General features: G+C 66.9%; 16 protein-coding genes. 5 read left to right on the forward strand and 11 right to left on the reverse strand.

All coding sequences use genetic code 11. The annotated features are described in order from the left end of the window. Positions 1-26: 26 nt before the first annotated feature. Positions 27-896, reverse strand: coding sequence for a helix-turn-helix domain-containing protein (locus tag PCA10_RS15435; protein WP_016492996.1), 870 nt, complete (start codon positions 894-896; stop codon positions 27-29). Positions 897-1056: 160 nt separating this feature from the next. Between PCA10_RS15435 and pobA the strand changes: the two genes are divergently transcribed. Together pobA and PCA10_RS15445 are read left to right on the forward strand one after the other, a co-directional pair. After that, positions 1057-2241 (forward strand): 4-hydroxybenzoate 3-monooxygenase, encoded by a 1185-nt coding sequence (gene pobA / locus PCA10_RS15440; protein ID WP_016492997.1) that lies wholly within the window; start codon positions 1057-1059, stop codon positions 2239-2241. Between the two features lie 155 nt (positions 2242-2396). After that, positions 2397-3410: an AI-2E family transporter gene (locus PCA10_RS15445; RefSeq protein ID WP_016492998.1), complete on the forward strand. Its 1014-nt coding sequence runs from the start codon at positions 2397-2399 to the stop codon at positions 3408-3410. A gap of 329 nt (positions 3411-3739) precedes the next feature. Here PCA10_RS15445 and PCA10_RS15450 read toward each other — a convergent pair whose 3' ends face one another. Further along, positions 3740-4195, reverse strand: a complete 456-nt coding sequence (locus tag PCA10_RS15450) for a DUF6790 family protein (protein ID WP_016492999.1) — start codon at positions 4193-4195, stop codon at positions 3740-3742. Positions 4196-4636: 441 nt separating this feature from the next. Between PCA10_RS15450 and PCA10_RS15455 the strand changes: the two genes are divergently transcribed. Genes PCA10_RS15455 through PCA10_RS15465 form a run of 3 tightly spaced genes read left to right on the forward strand, consistent with a single transcriptional unit; the run spans position 4637 to position 8351 of the window. Next, positions 4637-6871, forward strand: coding sequence for a multicopper oxidase family protein (locus tag PCA10_RS15455; protein WP_016493000.1), 2235 nt, complete (start codon positions 4637-4639; stop codon positions 6869-6871). An 8-nt stretch (positions 6872-6879) separates the two neighbouring features. After that, positions 6880-7839, forward strand: coding sequence for an SCO family protein (locus PCA10_RS15460; RefSeq protein WP_016493001.1), 960 nt, complete (start codon positions 6880-6882; stop codon positions 7837-7839). 17 nt (positions 7840-7856) lie between these two features. Further along, positions 7857-8351, forward strand: coding sequence for a hypothetical protein (locus tag PCA10_RS15465; RefSeq protein WP_016493002.1), 495 nt, complete (start codon positions 7857-7859; stop codon positions 8349-8351). A gap of 24 nt (positions 8352-8375) precedes the next feature. Here the strand turns inward: PCA10_RS15465 and PCA10_RS15470 are convergent, their stop codons facing one another. From PCA10_RS15470 to exaC, 9 genes are all read right to left on the reverse strand, one after another. Beyond that, on the reverse strand, positions 8376-10073 hold the full coding sequence (locus PCA10_RS15470; protein WP_016493003.1) for a PAS domain-containing hybrid sensor histidine kinase/response regulator: 1698 nt from the start codon (positions 10071-10073) through the stop codon (positions 8376-8378). Continuing rightward, positions 10057-11220 carry an alcohol dehydrogenase-like regulatory protein ErcA gene (ercA, locus tag PCA10_RS15475; RefSeq protein ID WP_016493004.1) on the reverse strand — a complete coding sequence of 388 codons (1164 nt, stop codon included), beginning with the start codon at positions 11218-11220 and terminating at the stop codon, positions 10057-10059. The genes PCA10_RS15470 and ercA overlap by 17 nt, the downstream gene beginning before the upstream one ends. A gap of 195 nt (positions 11221-11415) precedes the next feature. Next, positions 11416-13260 carry a S9 family peptidase gene (locus tag PCA10_RS15480; RefSeq protein ID WP_051148041.1) on the reverse strand — a complete coding sequence of 615 codons (1845 nt, stop codon included), beginning with the start codon at positions 13258-13260 and terminating at the stop codon, positions 11416-11418. After that, entirely contained in the window at positions 13226-14377 is a 1152-nt protein-coding gene (gene pqqE / locus PCA10_RS15485) for a pyrroloquinoline quinone biosynthesis protein PqqE (protein ID WP_016493006.1), read from the reverse strand. The genes PCA10_RS15480 and pqqE overlap by 35 nt, the downstream gene beginning before the upstream one ends. Continuing rightward, positions 14346-14627, reverse strand: coding sequence for a pyrroloquinoline quinone biosynthesis peptide chaperone PqqD (pqqD, locus tag PCA10_RS15490; protein WP_016493007.1), 282 nt, complete (start codon positions 14625-14627; stop codon positions 14346-14348). Before pqqD ends, pqqE begins: the two co-directional genes overlap by 32 nt. Beyond that, positions 14624-15376 carry a pyrroloquinoline-quinone synthase PqqC gene (pqqC, locus tag PCA10_RS15495; protein ID WP_016493008.1) on the reverse strand — a complete coding sequence of 251 codons (753 nt, stop codon included), beginning with the start codon at positions 15374-15376 and terminating at the stop codon, positions 14624-14626. The genes pqqD and pqqC overlap by 4 nt, the downstream gene beginning before the upstream one ends. A gap of 43 nt (positions 15377-15419) precedes the next feature. Continuing rightward, on the reverse strand, positions 15420-16334 hold the full coding sequence (pqqB, locus tag PCA10_RS15500) for a pyrroloquinoline quinone biosynthesis protein PqqB (RefSeq protein ID WP_016493009.1): 915 nt from the start codon (positions 16332-16334) through the stop codon (positions 15420-15422). 46 nt (positions 16335-16380) lie between these two features. Next, entirely contained in the window at positions 16381-16452 is a 72-nt protein-coding gene (gene pqqA / locus PCA10_RS29650) for a pyrroloquinoline quinone precursor peptide PqqA (protein WP_072432761.1), read from the reverse strand. Between the two features lie 299 nt (positions 16453-16751). Beyond that, a complete protein-coding gene (gene exaC, locus PCA10_RS15505) occupies positions 16752-18272 on the reverse strand; it encodes an acetaldehyde dehydrogenase ExaC (protein ID WP_016493010.1) in 1521 nt (506 codons plus the stop codon). Positions 18273-18290: the final 18 nt, after the last annotated feature.

An 18290-nucleotide genomic window follows, 5' to 3' on the forward strand; every position in this document is an offset into this window, starting at 1 on the left:
CTGCACTGGACCGCGTCGCGCCCAACTCAGCGGGCGATGCGGAACGCCTTAGGCGACTGCCCGGTGCCACGTTTGAAGAAGCGCGAGAAGTACGCCGGCTCGGAGAAGCCCAGGCTGTCGGAGACCTGGTTGATGGTCATCGCCGTGTAGACCAGGCAGCGCTTGGCCTCCAGCAGCAGGCGCTGGTTGATCATCTGCAAGGCCGACTGCCCGGCCAGGCGCCGGCACAGCGCGTTGAGGTGCGCCGCACTGATGCCCAGGCGCTGGGCGTAGTGCTCGATGGGCAGGTGCTCGCGGAAATGCTGCTCCAGCAGGCGGGTGAACTCCTGCAGGTGCAGGCGGCCACGGTCCTGCTGCTGGGTGTCCGAACGGGTCCGTTCCAGGGCGCGGCGGCCGATCCATACCAGCAGGACGCTGATCAGGGATTGCAGCATCAGCTCGCGGCCCGGTTCCTGGCGCGCGTACTCGCGGCTGATGGCCTCGAACAGGGTGTCCAGGTAGGGCTGGCTGTCACCAGCGGCGAAGCAGGCCGGCGCGAGCAGCGCCTGGCTGTCCAGCAACCCCGTCACCTGTTCCACCAACGGCAGGGCCAGGGTCAGCACGTGGCCATCGACATCATCGGAAAAACGGAAGCCGTGCACGCAGAGGGCCGGCACCACCTGCAACGATGCCCGCTCGACGCGGTTCACCAGGCCTTCCACTTCCAGCTCCGCGCGGCCGGAGCGCACATAGAGCAGCTGCACCAGGTCGCCGTGCTGGTGCGGCTTGATCTCCCACTCGTGCAGGCGGCTGCGGGACTCGATGGACTCCCAGTGGATCAGGTCCGGCGTCGGCCAGGCCGTGGTTTCGCCATAGAGCTTGAACACCGGAACCGGAGCATGGGCCGGTTTTGACATGGGACCTCCGACAGGATCTATCCATGAAAAGTCCATGAAAGTCGTTGGATATTGCCTTCAAAGCCAATCGCCATCCACAAAAAATACAGGCACTAACAACGACAGGCGAGCCGCGACTGCCTTGCGCCGGCCACCGCCACTCATCACGAGGACAACAACAATGAAGACTCAGGTCGCCATCATCGGCGCCGGCCCGTCCGGCCTTCTGCTCGGCCAGCTGCTGCACAAGGCCGGTATCGATAACGTCGTCATCGAACGCCAGAGCCCGGACTACGTCCTCGGCCGCATCCGCGCCGGGGTGCTGGAACAGGGCATGGTCGACCTGCTGCGCGAAGCCGGCGTCAGCGAGCGCATGGACCGTGAAGGCCTGGTGCACGACGGCTTCGAACTGGCCTTCGACGGCCGCCGCGAACACATCGACCTCAAGGGCCTGACCGGCGGCAAGACCGTGATGATCTACGGCCAGACCGAAGTCACCCGCGACCTCATGGAAGCCCGCCAGGCCTGCGGCGCCCGCAGCTTCTACGGCGCCGCCAACGTCCAGCCCCATGACCTCAAATCCGCTGCGCCCTACGTCACCTTCGAACAGAACGGCGAAACCTTCCGCATCGACTGCGACTATGTCGCCGGGTGCGACGGTTTCCACGGTGTGTCGCGCAAGACCATCCCCGCCGGCGTGCTCAAGGAGTTCGAGCGGGTCTACCCCTTCGGCTGGCTGGGCGTGCTCGCCGATACCCCGCCGGTGGCCGACGAACTGATCTACGCCAACCACGAGCGCGGCTTCGCCCTGTGCAGCATGCGTTCGCCCACCCGCACCCGTTACTACGTGCAGGTGTCGTCCGAGGAGAAGGTGGAAGACTGGTCCGACGAGCGCTTCTGGGAAGAGCTCAAGAGCCGCCTGCCGGCACAGACCGCCGCGCAGCTGGTCACTGGCCCCTCCATCGAGAAGAGCATCGCGCCGCTGCGCAGCTTCGTGGTGGAACCCATGCAGTACGGTCGCCTGTTCCTGCTGGGCGACGCCGCCCACATCGTGCCGCCCACCGGCGCCAAGGGCCTGAACCTGGCCGCCAGCGACGTGAACACCCTGTTCCGCATCCTGGTGAAGGTCTATGGCGAAGGCCGCACCGACCTGCTGGAGCAGTACTCCGCCATCTGCCTGCGGCGCATCTGGAAGGCCGAACGCTTTTCCTGGTGGATGACCTCGCTGCTGCACCGCTTCCCCAACACCGACGACTTCGGCCGGCGCATGCAGCAGACCGAGCTGGACTACTACGTCGGCTCCGAAGCCGGCCGCAAGACCATCGCCGAGAACTACGTGGGCCTGCCCTACGAGGCGATCGAGTAACAGCCGCGCGGGCCCCGGTCCGGGTCCCGCATGCCGGGCCTCCGCCCATCGCCGTGGATGCGCGGCCGCGCATCCCGCGCAGCTTCCGATTGTGCGACCGCGCCTCCGACTGGCAGACTGCCGCCCTGCTTTGCCTCCGAACGCACCAGGGACCTATGCAAGTCTTCAGTCAACGTCAATTGCTCCTGGCCAGTTGGGCCATCGTCCTCTTCGGCCTGCTGCTGGTGCTGCCCTTCCGGCTCCTGCCTTCCCTGCTCTCCGGACTGCTGGTCTACGAACTGGTGATCACCCTGGCGCCGCGCCTGCAGCCGGTGATTCCCGGTGGCCGACGCGCGCGCTGGCTGGCGGTGGCCCTGCTGGGGACGCTGGTGGTAAGCCTGCTGACGCTGTTCTTCGTGTGGATCGCCGGCGTGGTGAGCCAGGAGATCCACAACCCCGGCCAGTTGCTGGAGAAATTCATCGTCATCACCGAACAGGCGCGGGCACAGTTGCCCACCTCGGTGGAGAACTACCTGCCGGCCAGCGCCGATGAGCTGCGCCGGGAACTGATGGACTGGCTGCGCGACCACGTCGGCCAGCTGCAGCTGCTGGGCAAGGGCGCGGCGCACACCTTCGTGACCATGCTGATCGGCATGATCCTCGGCGCCATCATCGCCCTGCAGCCGATTCCCAATTTCGAAACCCTCAAGCCCCTGAGCCGGCTGCTGCTGGAGCGCCTGGCGCTGCTGGTCACCGCCTTCCGCAACATCGTCTTCGCGCAGATCAAGATCTCCCTGCTCAACACCAGCCTGACGGCGATCTTCCTCGCCGTGGTGCTGCCGCTGATGGACATCCACCTGCCGCTGACCAAGGTGCTGATCCTGCTGACCTTCATCCTCGGGTTGCTGCCGGTGATCGGCAACCTGATGTCCAACACCCTGATCTTCATCGCCGGGTTCTCGGTATCCCTCTGGGTGGCCCTGGGGGCCCTGGGCTACCTGATCGCCATCCACAAGATGGAGTACTTCCTCAACGCTCGTATCGTTGGTGGGCAGATCAGCGCCAAGGCCTGGGAGCTGCTGCTGGCGATGCTGGCCTTCGAGGCGGTGTTCGGCCTGCAAGGTCTGGTGGCGGCGCCGATCTACTACGCCTACCTGAAGAGCGAGCTGAAGCACGCCGAGCTGGTGTAAGAGCACCCTGCCCTTAGTGACGTAGGATGGGTTGAGCGGAGCGATACCCATGCGGACAAAGCTGATGGGTATCGCAAGTACGTAGGGTGGATGTCGCTTTTCACATCCACCATCGGTGCTCGCCCGAACCTCGCTTGGTGGACCGATGAAGCGTGGTCCACCCACAAGGATTCCACTCGGCCTCCTGAAGGGGCGCTTTGCGCGGCCTCATCTCCTCTGCTTCGTTTCCGTCCGGTGTGGGCAACAGGACGACCGCCCCCCTCTCCCTCCGGGAGAGGGGCTGGGGGAGAGGGAAGTATCCGTTGGCACGGAGCCGAATGGAGGCTCCCCTAGAACGCCAGGACGAAAGCCCCGAGCAGCACCGCGGCGGCGAACAAGTCCGAGACCATGGCGACGTTCTCCAGGCGATTCCTGTGCCCTTGCAGCAGATGGGATACGCCTGCCATTGCGTAGAACAGGCCCCCGGCGAGGGCGGCGGCCAGCTGCCAGGCGGGCTGCCAGAGGCTGAGGACGCCCAGCACGCCCATGGCCACATTAGCGAAGCCCAGTTCGCGTACCAGGATCAGCGCTTCGTCCGTCTTCAGGCCCAGGATCACGTTCGCCGTATAGCGCGGCTGGACGATCTGCTTGGAGCCGGCGAGGAGCAGGCGCCAGCCCACCGACCAGAACACGAACCACTTGGCGACCAGCGCTGCGGTGATGGCTGCGCCGGCCGCGAGGGATTCCACGGCCAGCGACAGCAGTGGCAGCAGGAACATGAAGGCAACCACGACGGCGTAGTACATGAATGGCTCCGGCAACGGGAAAAAACAGGCGGGGCCTGCCCTGCGCTCAACGTTAGTGGGGCATGAGGGGTTGTCAAAGCGGGGAGCGCCGGGTCGCTCGAGTGCACCGCGAGGGGGCGTTGTAACGCGCTGGAAACAGGAAAAGCACTCTAGTTTCCGCTGGGAATGAAACGCTTTTCGTTAGTCCCAAAGAGCCTGACAAAGCACGAGATGGCTGATTGACAGCACATCACGCTCGTAACAGCATGTTACATAAAGCTCGTTCACGCCTTGAGAATGGCCCTCCCCGGGAAGGCCAGCCCTTGGTCGCGACCTCATCAAAGTTACTGCCAACGCAATGGACTCTCGCGCTTGCGGCCCGCCACCGGCCGCAAGTCTTGCCTCCGTCGGTCACGTTTGCACGGGGGTTATTCCAGGGGTGTCAGCAATGAGGAGGGACATATGTACCTTCCACGAGATGCGTCCAAGGCGCGACTCAGGGAAGCGGAAAATGCCCGAAGGAACTTTGCCGAACTGGCCAGCGCCCTCACCAAGGGGGAAGTGACGCGACGCGACTTCATCAAGTGGGGCCTGACCACTACCGGCGGATTGCTGGTACCGGTCCACGGACTGAGCCCCTTCACCAGCAGCGCCTACGCCGACAGCTTCGATATCCCCACCGGGCTGCCGCCGAGCCCGTTGTTCGGCGTGCAGGCCTTCACCCAGCCTATGCCGCGTTTCGACGTGCTGCCGCGCAAGCCCTTCACCCCCGGTACCGGCGTGATGAACCCCATCCCGGCCTACCCGAACGTGCCCGGCCCCGACCCCACGGCGCAAGCCAATACCACCATGCAACCCGTGCCCGCCGTGCTCGGCGGTGGCGTTGGTCCCATCGAAGGACGCCCGCCGGGACCGATCTGGGCGCACCAGCAATGGAGCACCTTCTATCCCAAGGTGGTCGTCGAGGTGACCCAGGAAGGCGCCAAGCCCAACTATGCCTACCGGCCGCAAGTGCCCTCGAGCCTGAACTCGGGAATAGACCCGACGCAGGCCCTGCCCCCCGCCTTCCACCCCGACCTGCCCGTGCAGGGGTCACTGGCGCTCTGGACCTTCAACGGCACCCTGCCACCCAAGCTGCTGATCGGTCGTTACCAGGAGTCCATCCTGCTGCGGCACCACAACCGCCTGCCGGACGACCCGACCCAGAACGGCGGCTTCGGCATCCACACCATCAGCACCCATGAGCACAACGGCCACCATGGCGCGGAAAACGACGGTTTCACCGGGGCCTACTTCTTCCCCCGGCAGTTCTACGACTACCACTACCCCATCGTGCACGGCGGCTACTACAGCGTGAACACCCAGGCCACCGACCCACGCTGCGGCAGCCCGAACGACGCCGGCGGCGTGGACCGGTTGCCCGGCGACTATCACGAAAGCATGAGCACCCACTGGTTCCACGACCACATGTTCAGCTTCACCTCGCAGAACGTGTACAAGGGCAACGCCGGGATGTTCAACATCTACAGCGCCATCGACCGGGGCAACGAGGAGATCAACGACGGTGCCAACCTGCGCCTGCCCAGCGGCAACGCCAAGTCCTACGGCAACCTGGACTACGACGTGAACCTGATGGTCGCGGACAAGGCCTGGGACGGCGAAGGCCAGCTGGCGATGAACATCTTCGACTTCGACGGCTTCCTCGGCGATGTGATGACGGTGAACCTGGTCTACAAGCCGTACTTCGAGGTCGAGCGGCGCAAGTACCGCTTCCGCATCCTCAACGCCGCCGTCGCGCGCTTCTTCAAGATTTCCCTGAGCGACGCCTCGCCGATGATCCAGATCGCCAATGACGGCAACCTGCTGCCGGCGCCGGTGGTGCTGACCACCCTGGACGAAATGGGCATCGCCGAGCGCTACGACATCATCATCGACTTCGCCCGCTACAAGATCGGCGACAAGGTCTGGATGGTGAACCTTGCCGAGCACGAGAACGGCCGGCGCCCGAAGGAGGACATCTCCCTGCGCGACGCCCTCAACGGCAAGTCGGACGACCCCTGTGTCGGACGCTTCCTCGAATTCCGCATCGTTCGCAACCCCACCTACCCCGACAAGAGCCAGGTGCCGGCGGTGCTCTGCCCGAACCCGGACCTATCGAAAGTGCCGGTGTCGGCGCAACGGACCTTCGAGTTCGGCCGCGGCGCCAACACCACCACCAGCGACCCGACGTCGAGCTACTTCGGCCCCTGGGGCGTCAAGACCGACGGCGGCGCCATGCTCGCGGCGGACTACGGGCGCATCAGCGCAGGGCCGAAGTTCGGCACCCGCGAGATCTGGACGCTGAAAAATGGCGGCGGTGGCTGGGACCACCCCATCCATATCCACTTCGAGGAGGGCCAGATCCTCGCCCGCGACGGCAAGGCCAGCAACGTCCCGGCCTGGGAACGTGGACGCAAGGACGTCTACCGCCTGCATCCGGGCGGCAGCGTCACCATCACCCTGCAGTTCCGCGACTTCGGCGGCATGTTCATGGAGCACTGTCACAACACCACCCATGAAGACAACGCCATGCTGATGCGCTGGGAAATCGACAACCTCGGCGGCGCCTTCCTGCGGCCGTTGCCGACGCCCATCCCGACGCCCCAGGGGGTGACCTTCGTGCCGCCGACCGAGATCCTGCGGACCGCGTTCAAGTAGGAGGCAGCATGACCGCCTTGCGTATGGCGCTCGGGCTGGCCGCCTGGCTGACGCTGGGCGGCACGGCCGTGGGCGCCCAACCCTGGGGCCCGGGCTACTTCCCGGACGTGCCCCTGGTGACCCAGGACGGCGAAACCGTGCACCTGTACCGCGACCTGCTCAAGGGCAAGTCGGTGGCGGTGAACATGATCTTCACCCAGTGCTCGCAAAGCTGCCCGCTCAGCACCGCCAACCTGGCGCGGGTGCAAGCGCTGCTGGGCGATTCGGCGGGAAGGGAAATCCACTTCTACTCCATCAGCGTGGACCCCATCCACGACACGCCGGAGGTACTCAAGGCCTACGCCGAGAAATTCCATGCGCCAAAGGGCTGGCTGTTCCTCACCGGCGCGCCGGACGACATCGCCCTGGCGCAGAAAAAGCTCGGGCTCTGGTCGGTCACCGACGCCGAGGCCTCCGACAACCACCTCGCCAGCCTGATGGTGGGCAACGAGCCCACCGGCCAGTGGATGCGCCAATCCACCATGGACAACCCGGCCTTCCTCGCCAGCAAGCTCAGCGCCTTCCTGCTGGGCTGGCAGCGCCAACGCGGCGTGAGCGGCCTGGGCTACGCCAGCGCGCCGACCCTGGAGAACCTCGACGCCGGCCGCTACCTGTTCGCCCGGGCCTGCGCCACCTGCCACAGCATCGGCCAGGGCGATGGGCTGGGTCCGGACCTGCTGGGCATTACCCAGCGCCGCAACGGGGACTGGCTGCGGCGCTTCATCCGCGCGCCGGAGCAGATGGTGGAGCAGATGGTGGAGCAGAAGGACCCCATCGCCCTGGAACTCTTCGCCCGCTTCAAAGAGGTGCAGATGCCCAACCTCGGCCTCGGCGAGCAGGACGTGGAAGCACTGATCCACTATCTCGACCAAGCAGGTGCGCCCCCTCCGGCACAGGACGGCGCGCAACCCGCGCTAGCGGCCCCCTGAGGGCCGAGGAGATGCAGATGAACATCGCTCGAAGGCAACTCCCGTCCGCCCTGCTGGCCTGCGCCGGCTTCGTGGCGGTGGCCGCGTCCGGCGCCGCCACCGCCCTGACCCTGTTCCCCCGCCGCGCGGCCCAGTTGCTCGTGCCCATCGCCGGCACGCTGTCCACCGACCTCGACGACATTCCCCTCAAGGGTGTGGCGCGCATCAACAGCACCACCTTCAGCGACCCGGACCTTGGCGGACCACCGGGGGTCATCCTGATGATCGACTTCGTCGCGGTGGTGGGCATCAGCCGCAAGACCCGCACGGCCTACTTCGCCCATGGCGAGAACCGGGTAGTGCGCGAGCTGCGCTCGTCCGACCAGTTGGAACTGACCTTCCCCATCACGCCGCTGAACGCCAGCGCCACCAAGGTCGCCCTGCCGGTCCAGGCGAACTTCCAGCTGGCGTTCGACGTGGGCAATGGGGTGCTGCTGTCGGCCACCGCCACCCTGTCCAACCCCACCTTCTAGGCAGCGGGGCTGGCGCAGGAATGCCTAGCGGTTCGGCTGGGCGAGCAGTTGGCTGATCACCGCCCGCAGCTTGCCGGGCTTCACCGGCTTGTTCAGCAGCGGAATGCCGAGCTGCTGCAACTCCCGTCGGCACTGGTCGGAGCGGTCGGCGGTGATGATCACCGCCGGTAGTTCACTGGCGCTGCGTTCGCGCAGGCTGCGGATCACCTCGCAGCCGAGCCTGCCGTGGTCCAGGTGGTAATCCACCAGCAACAGCTCGGGCACGCGCTCCCGCTGCGCCGCCAGGGCGCCGTCGAGGTCGCTGGCGGTGAGCACCTCGCAGCCCCACTGGCCGAGCAGCGCCGACATGCTGGCGAGAATCCCCGGTTCGTTGTCCACCACCAGCAGGCGCCGGCCCGGTAGCGGATCGCCGGTGACCGGGCGGGCTTCCATATTGGGCCTTGTCGGTGCCGCGGTCGCCGACAGCGGCACCTCGATGCTGAACACCGAGCCGCGCCCCAGTTGCGAGCGCACCTCGACCCGGTACTCCAGCATGCTGGCGATGCGATCGACGATGGCCAGGCCCAGGCCCACACCCTTGCGTTCGGCGGCGCGGCCCACGTCCAGCTGGTTGAACTCGAGGAAGATCGCCTCCAGTTGATCCGCCGGAATGCCCCGGCCGCTGTCCCACACCTCCAGTCGCAGGCGGTCGCCGCGCCGCCGCGCGCCGAGCAGCACGCGGCCACGCTCGGTGTAGCGGCAGGCGTTGCTGAGGAAGTTGCGCAGGATGCGCGTCAGCAGGCGGAAGTCGGTGCTGATCGATACCCGTGGGATGCGTACCCGCAGGCCGAGACCGGCGGCCTCGGCGACGCTCTCGAACTCCGAGGCCAGCGGCCCCAGCACCTCGTCCAGGGCGTAGACGTCCAGGTCCGGCTTGATCGCGCTCTGGTCCAGCTTGGAAATATCCAGCAGGTCGGCGAGCAGGTCCTCGGCCCCTTCCAGGGCCTGGTGGCTGCGCTCCACCAGTTGCTGCTCGGCGGCCGGCAGCGCCCGCTCGCGCAGGGTGGACACCAGCAGCCGCGCGGCGTTCAGGGGTTGCAGCAGGTCGTGGCTGGCGGCCGCCAGGTACTTGTCCTTGGACAGGTTGGCCGCCTCGGCGGCGTCCCGCGCCTCACGCAGCTGCTCATTCAGCGCCTGGAGTTCGCGGGTACGTTCCAGTACCCGTTGCTCCAGTTCGTCGTTGAGGGTCTGCAGGCGCTGCTGGGCGAGGATGCGTTCGGTGATGTCGGCGACGAAGCCTTCCACCAGCCCCTCTTCATCCGGTTTCAGCAGCAGGTTCATCAGCACGTCCACAGGGCTGCCGTCCTTGCGCAGCAACCGGGTCTCGTAGCCGAACAGGCCGCCCTCGCGCTGCAGCGCCCGGCCGATGGTCACCAGCTCCTCGGCGCCACCGGCGAACAGGTGGTCGGCGAGGTCCGTCAGGCTGAACAGGCAATCCTGGGGCGAGTCATAACCGAGCATCTCGGCCAGGGCCGGGTTGGCGGCACGCAGGCCGTCCTTGAGGCTGGCCTGGAAGATCCCGTGCACGGCGTGCTCGAACAGCCACTTGTAGCGATTGCGCTCGGTCTCCAGCTCTTCCAGGCGTGCCAGCAACTCGGGGTAGTGGCTCTTGCGTGCGGAATGGCTGCCGAGCCCGAGCAGCCCGGTCAGGGCTTCGCGCTGCTCGTCAGAGGGCCTCGGCATACACCACCTCGACATCCCGCTGGCTGGATGCGCGCGGGTTGGTGAGGATGCAGGGGTCGTCCATGGCGTGGCGCGAGAGGAAGGGAATATCCGAACTGCCCACCCCGTGCAGCCGCAAGGTCTCGTGGAAGCCCACGGCGTGCTTGAACTGCACCAGGTGTTCCACCAGGCGTTGGCGCACCTGGTTCTGGGTCATGCCGCGACAGTCGATGCCCAGGGTCTCGGCGATCACCTTGAAGCGCGCAGGCTCAGCGCTGTAGTTGAAGGCCACCACATGCTCCACCAGTGCCGCGTTGCACAGGCCATGGGGCAGGTCGAGGAAACCGCCCAGGCTGTGGGACATGGCGTGCACCGCGCCGAGGATGGCGTTGGAGAAGGCCAGGCCGGCCTGCATGCTGCCGAGCATGATCTTCTCCCGCAGGGCGATGTCGCCGGGGTTGGCGATCATCTGCACCAGGTTGCCGTTGATCAGGCGCATGGCTTCCAGGGCATGGGGGTCGGTGAGCGGGCCGTGGCCGGTGGACACGAAGGCCTCGATGGCGTGCACCAGGGCGTCGATGCCGGTACAGGCGGAGAGGAAGGGGTCCATGCTCAGGGTGGTTTCCGGGTCGATCAGCGACACGTCCGGCACCACCGCCTTGCTGACGATGGAGAACTTCATCCGCTCCTGCTGGTTGGAGATGATCACGAACTGCGACACGTCGGCCGAGGTGCCGGCGGTGGTGGGGATGAGGATCAGCGGCGGGCTGGGCACCGTCAGGGTGTCCACGCCCTCGAACTCGAGGATGCTGCGGCCGTGGGCGGCGACGATGCCGATGCCCTTGGCGCAGTCCATGGGGCTGCCACCGCCCACCGCGACGATGACGTTGCAGCCGCTGCTGCGGTAGACCTCGGCGCCCTGCATCACTTCTTCGACGCGGGGGTTGGGCGAAACCTGGGTGTAGAGGCAGTAATCGATGCCCTGGGCCTGCAGGCTGGCCTCGATGTCGGCCACCCAACCGGCGGCCTGGACGCCGGGGTCGGAGACCACCAGGACCTTGCGCGCACCGAAGGTGCTGGCGTAGTTGCCGACATTGTGCCGGCATCCGGCGCCGAAAATGATCTCGGGAGAAACGAACTTGCGAAGTGGGCTGATATCGTGCCGCATCAGACAGCTCTTTCTTGTAGTTATGTGGTGAGTAGGACCCAGCCTACTGGATTCGTAGGGCATTTCAATCAGACCTTGGGCGCCGCCCCTACGGCAGTCCGTAGGATGGGTTGAGCTTGCGATACCCATCATTCCCAGCCGATGGGTATCGCTTCGCTCGCGGAACGCCGCCCGACCCATCCTACGTCTGCGCATTCACAGCAGGCTCCGGTAGAAGCCCAACTCCGCCTCCAGGGCATGGGCCAGGTTGGCGGCCTGGCGGAAACCGTGGCGCTCCTCGGGGTAGACATGGCATTCCACCCGCTGGCCGGCCGCCTCCAGGGCGGCCACCATGGCGGCGGTCTGCTGCGGCACCACCACCGCATCGCGCCCGCCCTGGAAGAAGATCAATGGGGCGCCGATCTCGGCGGAACGCAGCACCGGCGAGCGCTGGCGATAAAGCTGGGCGTCCCGCAAGGGGTCACCGATCAGCCAGTCCAGGTAGTCCGCCTCGAACTTGTGGGTCCTCTCCCGCAGCACCAGGGGGTCGCTGACCCCGTAGTAGCTGGCGCCGCCACGGAACGGCGTATCCCCCAGCAGCGCCATCAGGCCGGTGTAGCCGCCAGCGCTGGCGCCCCGGATGAAGGCCCGTGTGCGCTCCACCAGGCCCAGGGCCGCCAGGTGTTCCAACAGCGCCTTGGCGTCTTCCACCTCCAGCTCGCCCCAGCTACCGGCCAGGCGCTGCCGGTAGGCACGGCCGTAACCGCTGCTGCCGCGGTAATCGAGGTCGGCCACGGCGAAGCCGCGCTGGGTCCAGAACTGGATGCGCGGGTCGAACACCGGCTGGCAGGCCGAGGTGGGCCCGCCATGGCAGCACAGCAGCAGTGGCGGCAGTTGGCCGTCCGGGCCTTGGAAGTCGCCATGGGTCGGCGGATAGAAGAAGGCGTGGGCCCACTCGCCATGGCCTACCGGAAAACGCAGCGGTCGTGGCCGGGCGCGATGCCGTCTGGGCAAGGGGCAACCACCTCCCGCCAACACCCGCACCGCGCCGCCCTCTCGCTCGATGGCCAGTACGGCACTGGCGCTTTCCGGCCCGGCGGCGATGCAGTAGCAATGGGACCTGTCCGCCGCCAACTGGCGAAAGCGGCTGTAGTCGGCCGCCAGCGGCCTGCCGCCGTCTATGGCCAGGTAGGCCTGCCCCTCGGCGAACCAGGTGCGCAGGCCGATATCCGGCAGCTGATTGCAGGCCCCCAATTGCCAGGGTGCGGCAGCGTGGTCGGCCAGGGCCGCCGGCAGCGCCCGCAGGCCCCGGGCATCCAGGCGCCAGGGCTGCCACCAGCCGTTGCGGTCGCTGAGTGCATGCAGGCGCCCCGCTCCGTCGAAGCATGGTTGTTGCAGGGACTCGCCGCCCTCGCCACCGGCCACCACCTCCACCGGGCCCCAGCCATCGGCCTGACGCCGGCGCAGGCACAGGCGCGTCTCGGTCCAGGGCTGCGCCGGGCGGCTCCACTCGATCCAGGCGATGGTCCGGCCATCGGGCGCCAGGCGCGGCGCGGCGTAGAAGTCCGCGCCTTCGGCCAGCACCTGGCGCTCGCCGTCCGCCAGGGCGATGGCCACCAGCCGGTGCCGCGCACCCTCCTCCTCCACCGCCAGCACCCGGCCCCCGCCCGGCCAGAGGTCGCCATGGCGGCGGCCAGGTACATCCGTGAGCGCCCGAGGCGGCCCGGCCAGGGGCTGCAGGTAGAGCTGCTGGTCGGCCTCGTTGACGAAGGCCAGGGCCTCCTCGAACAGACAGAAGGCACCGCCGCCGTACTCGTACACCCGGCTGCGCAGAGAGAAGCCGGTCGGCGTCAGGCAACGCGCGATTCCCGCCTGCCAGCGCCACAGGGTGGTGCGGCCGTCGGCGGGGTCGAACAGGCTCCAGAACAGGCCGGCCACCCCCACGCGCAGTTCGGCGAAGTCGCGGCTGGCGGCCACCGCGCGCTCGGCGCTCCAGTCGCTTTCCCAGAAGCCGAAGGGCCGCACCTCAGGCGCGGCAGATGATCCGCGAGGCGCGCTCATTGCGATAGGTAAGGTCCGACAGTTCAAGGGGCGCCCGCTCCGCCTCCTCACGGGCCACCAGGATCTTGCCGTGGTGGGCCGACTTGGCGCACACCGGGTCGGCGTTCTCGGCCTTGCCGGTGAGCATGAAGGCCTGGCAGCGGCAGCCGCCGAAGTCCTTCTCCTTCTCGTCGCAGGAGCGGCAGGGTTCGGGCATCCAGTCGTAGCCACGGAAGCGGTTGAAGCCGAACGACTCGTACCAGATGTGGCGGACGTCATGCTCCTTCACGTTGGGGAACTGCACCGGCAGTTGGCGGGCGCTGTGGCACGGCAAGGCGGTGCCGTCCGGGGTGATGTCGAGGAACAGGTTGCCCCAGCCGTTCATGCAGGCCTTGGGACGCTCCTCGTAGTAGTCCGGGGTGACGAAGATCAGCTTGCACGGGTGCTTCTCCGCGGCGAGCTTTTCCCGGTACTCATTGGTGATGCGCTCGGCGCGTTCCAGTTGCGCGCGGGTGGGCAGCAACCCGGCGCGATTGAGTTCGGCCCAGCCATAGAACTGGCAGGTGGCGAGTTCGACGAAGTCCGCCTCCAGTTCGATGCACAGTTCGATGATCCGCTCGATGCTGTCGATGTTGTGTCGGTGGGTGACGAAGTTCAGCACCATGGGGTAGCCCTGGGCTTTCACCGCCCGGGCCATGGCCAGCTTCTGGGCGAAGGCCTTGCGCGAGCCGGCCAGGAGGTTGTTCACCTCCTCGTCGGCGGCCTGGAAGCTGACCTGGATATGGTCCAGCCCGGCGTCCTTGAACGCGGTGAGGCGCGCCTCGGTCAGGCCTATGCCGGAGGTGATCAGGTTGGTGTAGTAGCCCAGTTCCCGCGCGGCGCGGATCAGCTCCTCCAGGTCCTGGCGCACCAGCGGCTCGCCGCCGGAGAAACCCAGCTGCGCGGCGCCCAGTTCGCGGGCCTGGCGGAACACCTCGATCCACTGCGCCGTGGTCAGTTCCTCGCCCTGCTGGGCGAAGTCCAGGGGGTTGGAGCAGTACGGGCACTGCAGCGGGCAGCGGTAGGTCAGCTCGGCCAGCAGCCAGAACGGCGGCCCCGGCTGGTGGTCAGGCTTGGAGCTGGAGCCAGAATTGCGCATGGGCCACCTCGATGAAAGCCAGGATGTCTTCGTCCAGCCCCTGCACGTCGGGGAAGCGTCGGCGCAGGTCGACGATGATCTGCGCCACCGAGCGCTGGCCGTCCACCAGCCGGAGGATTTCCCCCGCGCTCTCGTTCAGCCGCACCATGCCCTCCGGGTAGAGCAGCACATGGCAGCCCTGGGCCGGCTCCCATTGCAGGCGGAAGCCCCGGCGCAGGTTGGGTACCTGATACAGGTCGAAATCGCTCATAGCGCAATCCCCCGGTGCCAGACCCGCTCGCGGGTCACCGTGTGGTAGGGCGGACGCTCCAGCTCGTAGGCCATGCTCATGGCGTCGAGCATGCTCCAGAGCACGTCCAGCTTGAACTGCAGGATCTCCAGCATGCGCTGCTGGGCCTCGACCGTGCGGTAGTGGTCGAGGGTGATGCGAAGGCCGTGCTCCACGTCGCGTCGCGCCTCCTTCAGGCGCTTGCGGAAATAGTCGTAGCCGGCCGGGTCGATCCAGGGGTAGTGCTGCGGCCAACTGTCCAGCCGCGACTGGTGGATCTGCGGGGCGAACAGTTCGGTCAGCGAGCTGCTGGCCGCCTCCTGCCAGCTGGCGCGACGGGCGAAGTTGACGTAGGCGTCCACCGCGAAGCGCACCCCGGGCAGCACCAGCTCCTGGGACAGCACCTGCTCGCGGTCCAGGCCCACCGCCTCGGCCAGGCGCAGCCAGGCCTCGATGCCGCCCTCCTCACCCGGCGCGCCGTCGTGGTCCTGGATGCGCTGGATCCAGTCGCGGCGGGTGTCGCGGTCCGGGCAGTTGGCGAGGATGGCGGCGTCCTTCAACGGGATGCACACCTGGTAGTAGAAGCGGTTGGCCACCCAGCCCTGGATCTGCTCACGGCTGGCGCGGCCTTCGTACATCGCGCGGTGGTAGGGGTGGTGGATGTGGTAGCAAGCGCCCTTGGCGCGCAGGGCCTGCTCGAATTCCGCCGGGGTCATGGCTCTCTGGCTCATGTTCTGGTCCCTCGTAGGGTGCGCCGCGCGCACCGGATATGGTTCACAGCTCGATGCCCATGCCATCCCAGGCCACTTCGATGCCATGGCGCTCCAGTTGGGCGCGCTCGGCGGAATCGACATCGAGGATCGGATTGGTGTTGTTGATGTGGATGAGCACCTTGCGCGGGCCGGGTATGCCGTCCAGCACCTCGATCATCCCGCCCGGACCACTTTGCGGCAGATGGCCCATCGCGCTGCCGAGCTTGTCGCCCACCTCGCAGTGGCGCATCTCGTCGTCGCGCCAGAGCGTGCCGTCCACCAGCAGGCAATCGGCGCGGGCCATCCAGCCCGTCAGCGCCTCGTCCACCTGGCCCAGGCCCGGGGCGTAGAAGAGGTTGCCTCCGGTGTTCAGGTCCTCGATAAACAGGCCGATGTTGTCGCCGGGGTGCGGGTTGCCCCGGTGCGGCGAGTACGGCGGCGCGCTGCTACGCAGGGGGATGGCGGTGAAGCGCAGGCCCGTGCAGGCGGGAATCTCGAAGCTCGGGTTGGCGAGCTCGATCGGGTTCCAGACGAGGCCGCCGTTCCAGTGCCGGAGCATGGGGAACAGCGGGAATCCGCTGGAAAGGTCCTGGTGGACCATGTCGGTGCACCAGACCTGGTGCGGGCAGCCCTCGCGCAGGCTCAGGAGGCCGGTGACGTGGTCGATCTGGCTGTCCATCAGGATGATCGCGGCTATACCGGTATCCCGCACGCGCCGGGCCGGCTGCAGTGGCGGATAGGCGTCGAGCTGGGCGCGGATGTCCGGCGAGGCGTTGCACAGCACCCAGTCGATGCCGTTGGCGCTGAGGGCGATGGACGACTGGGTGCGCGGCTGGGCGCGCAGCTTGCCGCTGCGCACGCCCCGGCAATTGCGGCAGTTGCAGTTCCACTGGGGAAAACCACCGCCAGCGGCGGAGCCGAGAATCTGGATGTGCATGGGATAAGCCCTGGCGGGGGCCCCGGCAGGGCCGGGGCGATGCAGATCAGCGGTTGGCGAAGTACAGGGTCACTTCGAAACCAATGCGCAGATCGGTAAAGGCGGGTTTAGTCCACATGGAGCAATCCTCTTGTTATTCCGCCGGAGGATTCCGGCAAGTCCAGTTAAACACCGGCGCGGAGGGGTCCGAATGGTACTTTCGGAGGAGATTCGCTCCTGATTTGGTAGGGGTCTTTGCGCCCCGTCGAACATCGCTGATGGGTTTCGCGCTGCTCAACCACATCCTACGTATTCGATCCCCTTGGACGCGCTTCGTAGGATGGGTCGGGCGGCGTTCCGCGAGCGGAGCGATACCCATCACTTCGGGAAAACAAAAACGCGGCCCGAAGGCCGCGTTCTTTCATTGCAGGCTGGGGATCAGAAGAAGCCCAGCGGATTGATGTCGTAGCTCACCAGCAGGTTCTTGGTCTGCTGGTAGTGGTCGAGCATCATCTTGTGGGTCTCGCGGCCGACGCCGGACTTCTTGTAGCCACCGAACGCGGCGTGGGCCGGGTACAGGTGGTAGCAGTTGGTCCACACGCGGCCGGCCTTGATGCCACGGCCCATGCGGTAGGCGCGGTTGATGTCGCGGGTCCACACGCCGGCGCCGAGGCCGAACTCGGTGTCGTTGGCGATCGCCAGGGCCTCGGCCTCATCCTTGAAGGTGGTGACGCCCACCACCGGGCCGAAGATTTCCTCCTGGAACACGCGCATCTTGTTGTGGCCCTTGAGCAGGGTCGGCTGGATGTAGAAGCCGCTGGCGAGGTCGCCCGGCAGTCGTTCGGACGCGCCACCGGCGAGCAGCTCGGCGCCTTCCTGCTGGGCGATGTCGAGGTAGCTGAGGATCTTGTCGTATTGCTGCTCGGACGCCTGGGCGCCGACCATGGTGTCGGTGTCCAGCGGGTTGCCGCGCTTGATCGCCTTGATCTTCTTCATCACCTCCACCATGAACGGCTCGAAGATCGATTCCTGCACCAGCGCGCGGGACGGGCAAGTGCACACCTCGCCCTGGTTGAAGAAGGCCAGCACCAGGCCCTCGGCGGCTTTCTCGATGAACGCCGGCTCAGCGGCCATGATGTCCTCGAAGAAGATGTTCGGGCTCTTGCCGCCCAGTTCCACGGTGGAGGGGATGATGTTCTCCGCCGCGCAATGGAGGATGTGCGAGCCCACCGGGGTGGAGCCGGTGAAGGCGATCTTGGCGATGCGCTTGCTGGTGGCCAGGGCCTGGCCCGCTTCCTTGCCGAAGCCCTGGACGATGTTCAGCACGCCGGGCGGCAGCAGGTCGCCGATGATTTCGGCCAGCACCATGATCGACAGCGGGGTCTGCTCGGCCGGCTTGAGCACCACGCAGTTGCCGGCGGCCAGGGCCGGGGCCAGCTTCCAGGCGGCCATCAGCAGCGGGAAGTTCCACGGGATGATTTGCCCCACCACACCCAGGGGCTCGTGGAAGTGGTAGGCGGCGGTGTGCTCGTTGATCTCGGCGGCGGAGCCCTCCTGGGCGCGGATGCAGCCGGCGAAGTAGCGGAAGTGATCGGCGGCCAGAGGCACGTCGGCGTTCAGGGTCTCGCGCACGGCCTTGCCGTTGTCCCAGGTTTCGGCGACGGCCAGGACTTCGAGGTTCTGCTCGATGCGGTCGGCGATCTTCAGCAGGATCAGCGCGCGGTCCTGCACCGAGGTCTTGCCCCAGGCATCGGCGATGGCGTGGGCGGCGTCCAGGGCCCTCTCCACGTCTTCGGCGCCGGAACGGGGGAACTCGGCGATCACCTCACCGTTCACCGGCGAGGTATTGGTGAAGTACTGGCCACCCAGCGGGGCGACGAACTCGCCGCCGATGTAGTTGCCGTAACGGGGCTTGAAGCTGACGACGGCGCCGGGAGTGCCTGGTTGCGCGTAGATCATGGCGTTGTTCTCTCTGGT

Source organism: Pseudomonas resinovorans NBRC 106553, from assembly GCF_000412695.1.
GTDB classification, from domain to species: domain Bacteria; phylum Pseudomonadota; class Gammaproteobacteria; order Pseudomonadales; family Pseudomonadaceae; genus Metapseudomonas; species Metapseudomonas resinovorans_A.

Excerpts from the sequence above, each read along its gene's own strand:
- PCA10_RS15470 (WP_016493003.1), bottom strand. The coding sequence starts at position 10,073 with ATGCCGAGGCCCTCTGACGAGCAGCGCGAAGCCCTGACCGGGCTGCTC.
- pqqD (WP_016493007.1), bottom strand. The coding sequence starts at position 14,627 with ATGAGCGATTTCGACCTGTATCAGGTACCCAACCTGCGCCGGGGCTTC.
- PCA10_RS15445 (WP_016492998.1), top strand. The coding sequence starts at position 2,397 with ATGCAAGTCTTCAGTCAACGTCAATTGCTCCTGGCCAGTTGGGCCATC.
- PCA10_RS15455 (WP_016493000.1), top strand. The coding sequence starts at position 4,637 with ATGTACCTTCCACGAGATGCGTCCAAGGCGCGACTCAGGGAAGCGGAA.
- PCA10_RS15460 (WP_016493001.1), top strand. The coding sequence starts at position 6,880 with ATGACCGCCTTGCGTATGGCGCTCGGGCTGGCCGCCTGGCTGACGCTG.
- pqqE (WP_016493006.1), bottom strand. The coding sequence starts at position 14,377 with ATGCGCAATTCTGGCTCCAGCTCCAAGCCTGACCACCAGCCGGGGCCG.
- PCA10_RS15465 (WP_016493002.1), top strand. The coding sequence starts at position 7,857 with ATGAACATCGCTCGAAGGCAACTCCCGTCCGCCCTGCTGGCCTGCGCC.
- pqqC (WP_016493008.1), bottom strand. The coding sequence starts at position 15,376 with ATGAGCCAGAGAGCCATGACCCCGGCGGAATTCGAGCAGGCCCTGCGC.
- PCA10_RS15435 (WP_016492996.1), bottom strand. The coding sequence starts at position 896 with ATGTCAAAACCGGCCCATGCTCCGGTTCCGGTGTTCAAGCTCTATGGC.
- pobA (WP_016492997.1), top strand. The coding sequence starts at position 1,057 with ATGAAGACTCAGGTCGCCATCATCGGCGCCGGCCCGTCCGGCCTTCTG.
- PCA10_RS15480 (WP_051148041.1), bottom strand. The coding sequence starts at position 13,260 with ATGAGCGCGCCTCGCGGATCATCTGCCGCGCCTGAGGTGCGGCCCTTC.
- ercA (WP_016493004.1), bottom strand. The coding sequence starts at position 11,220 with ATGCGGCACGATATCAGCCCACTTCGCAAGTTCGTTTCTCCCGAGATC.
- PCA10_RS15450 (WP_016492999.1), bottom strand. The coding sequence starts at position 4,195 with ATGTACTACGCCGTCGTGGTTGCCTTCATGTTCCTGCTGCCACTGCTG.
- exaC (WP_016493010.1), bottom strand. The coding sequence starts at position 18,272 with ATGATCTACGCGCAACCAGGCACTCCCGGCGCCGTCGTCAGCTTCAAG.
- pqqB (WP_016493009.1), bottom strand. The coding sequence starts at position 16,334 with ATGCACATCCAGATTCTCGGCTCCGCCGCTGGCGGTGGTTTTCCCCAG.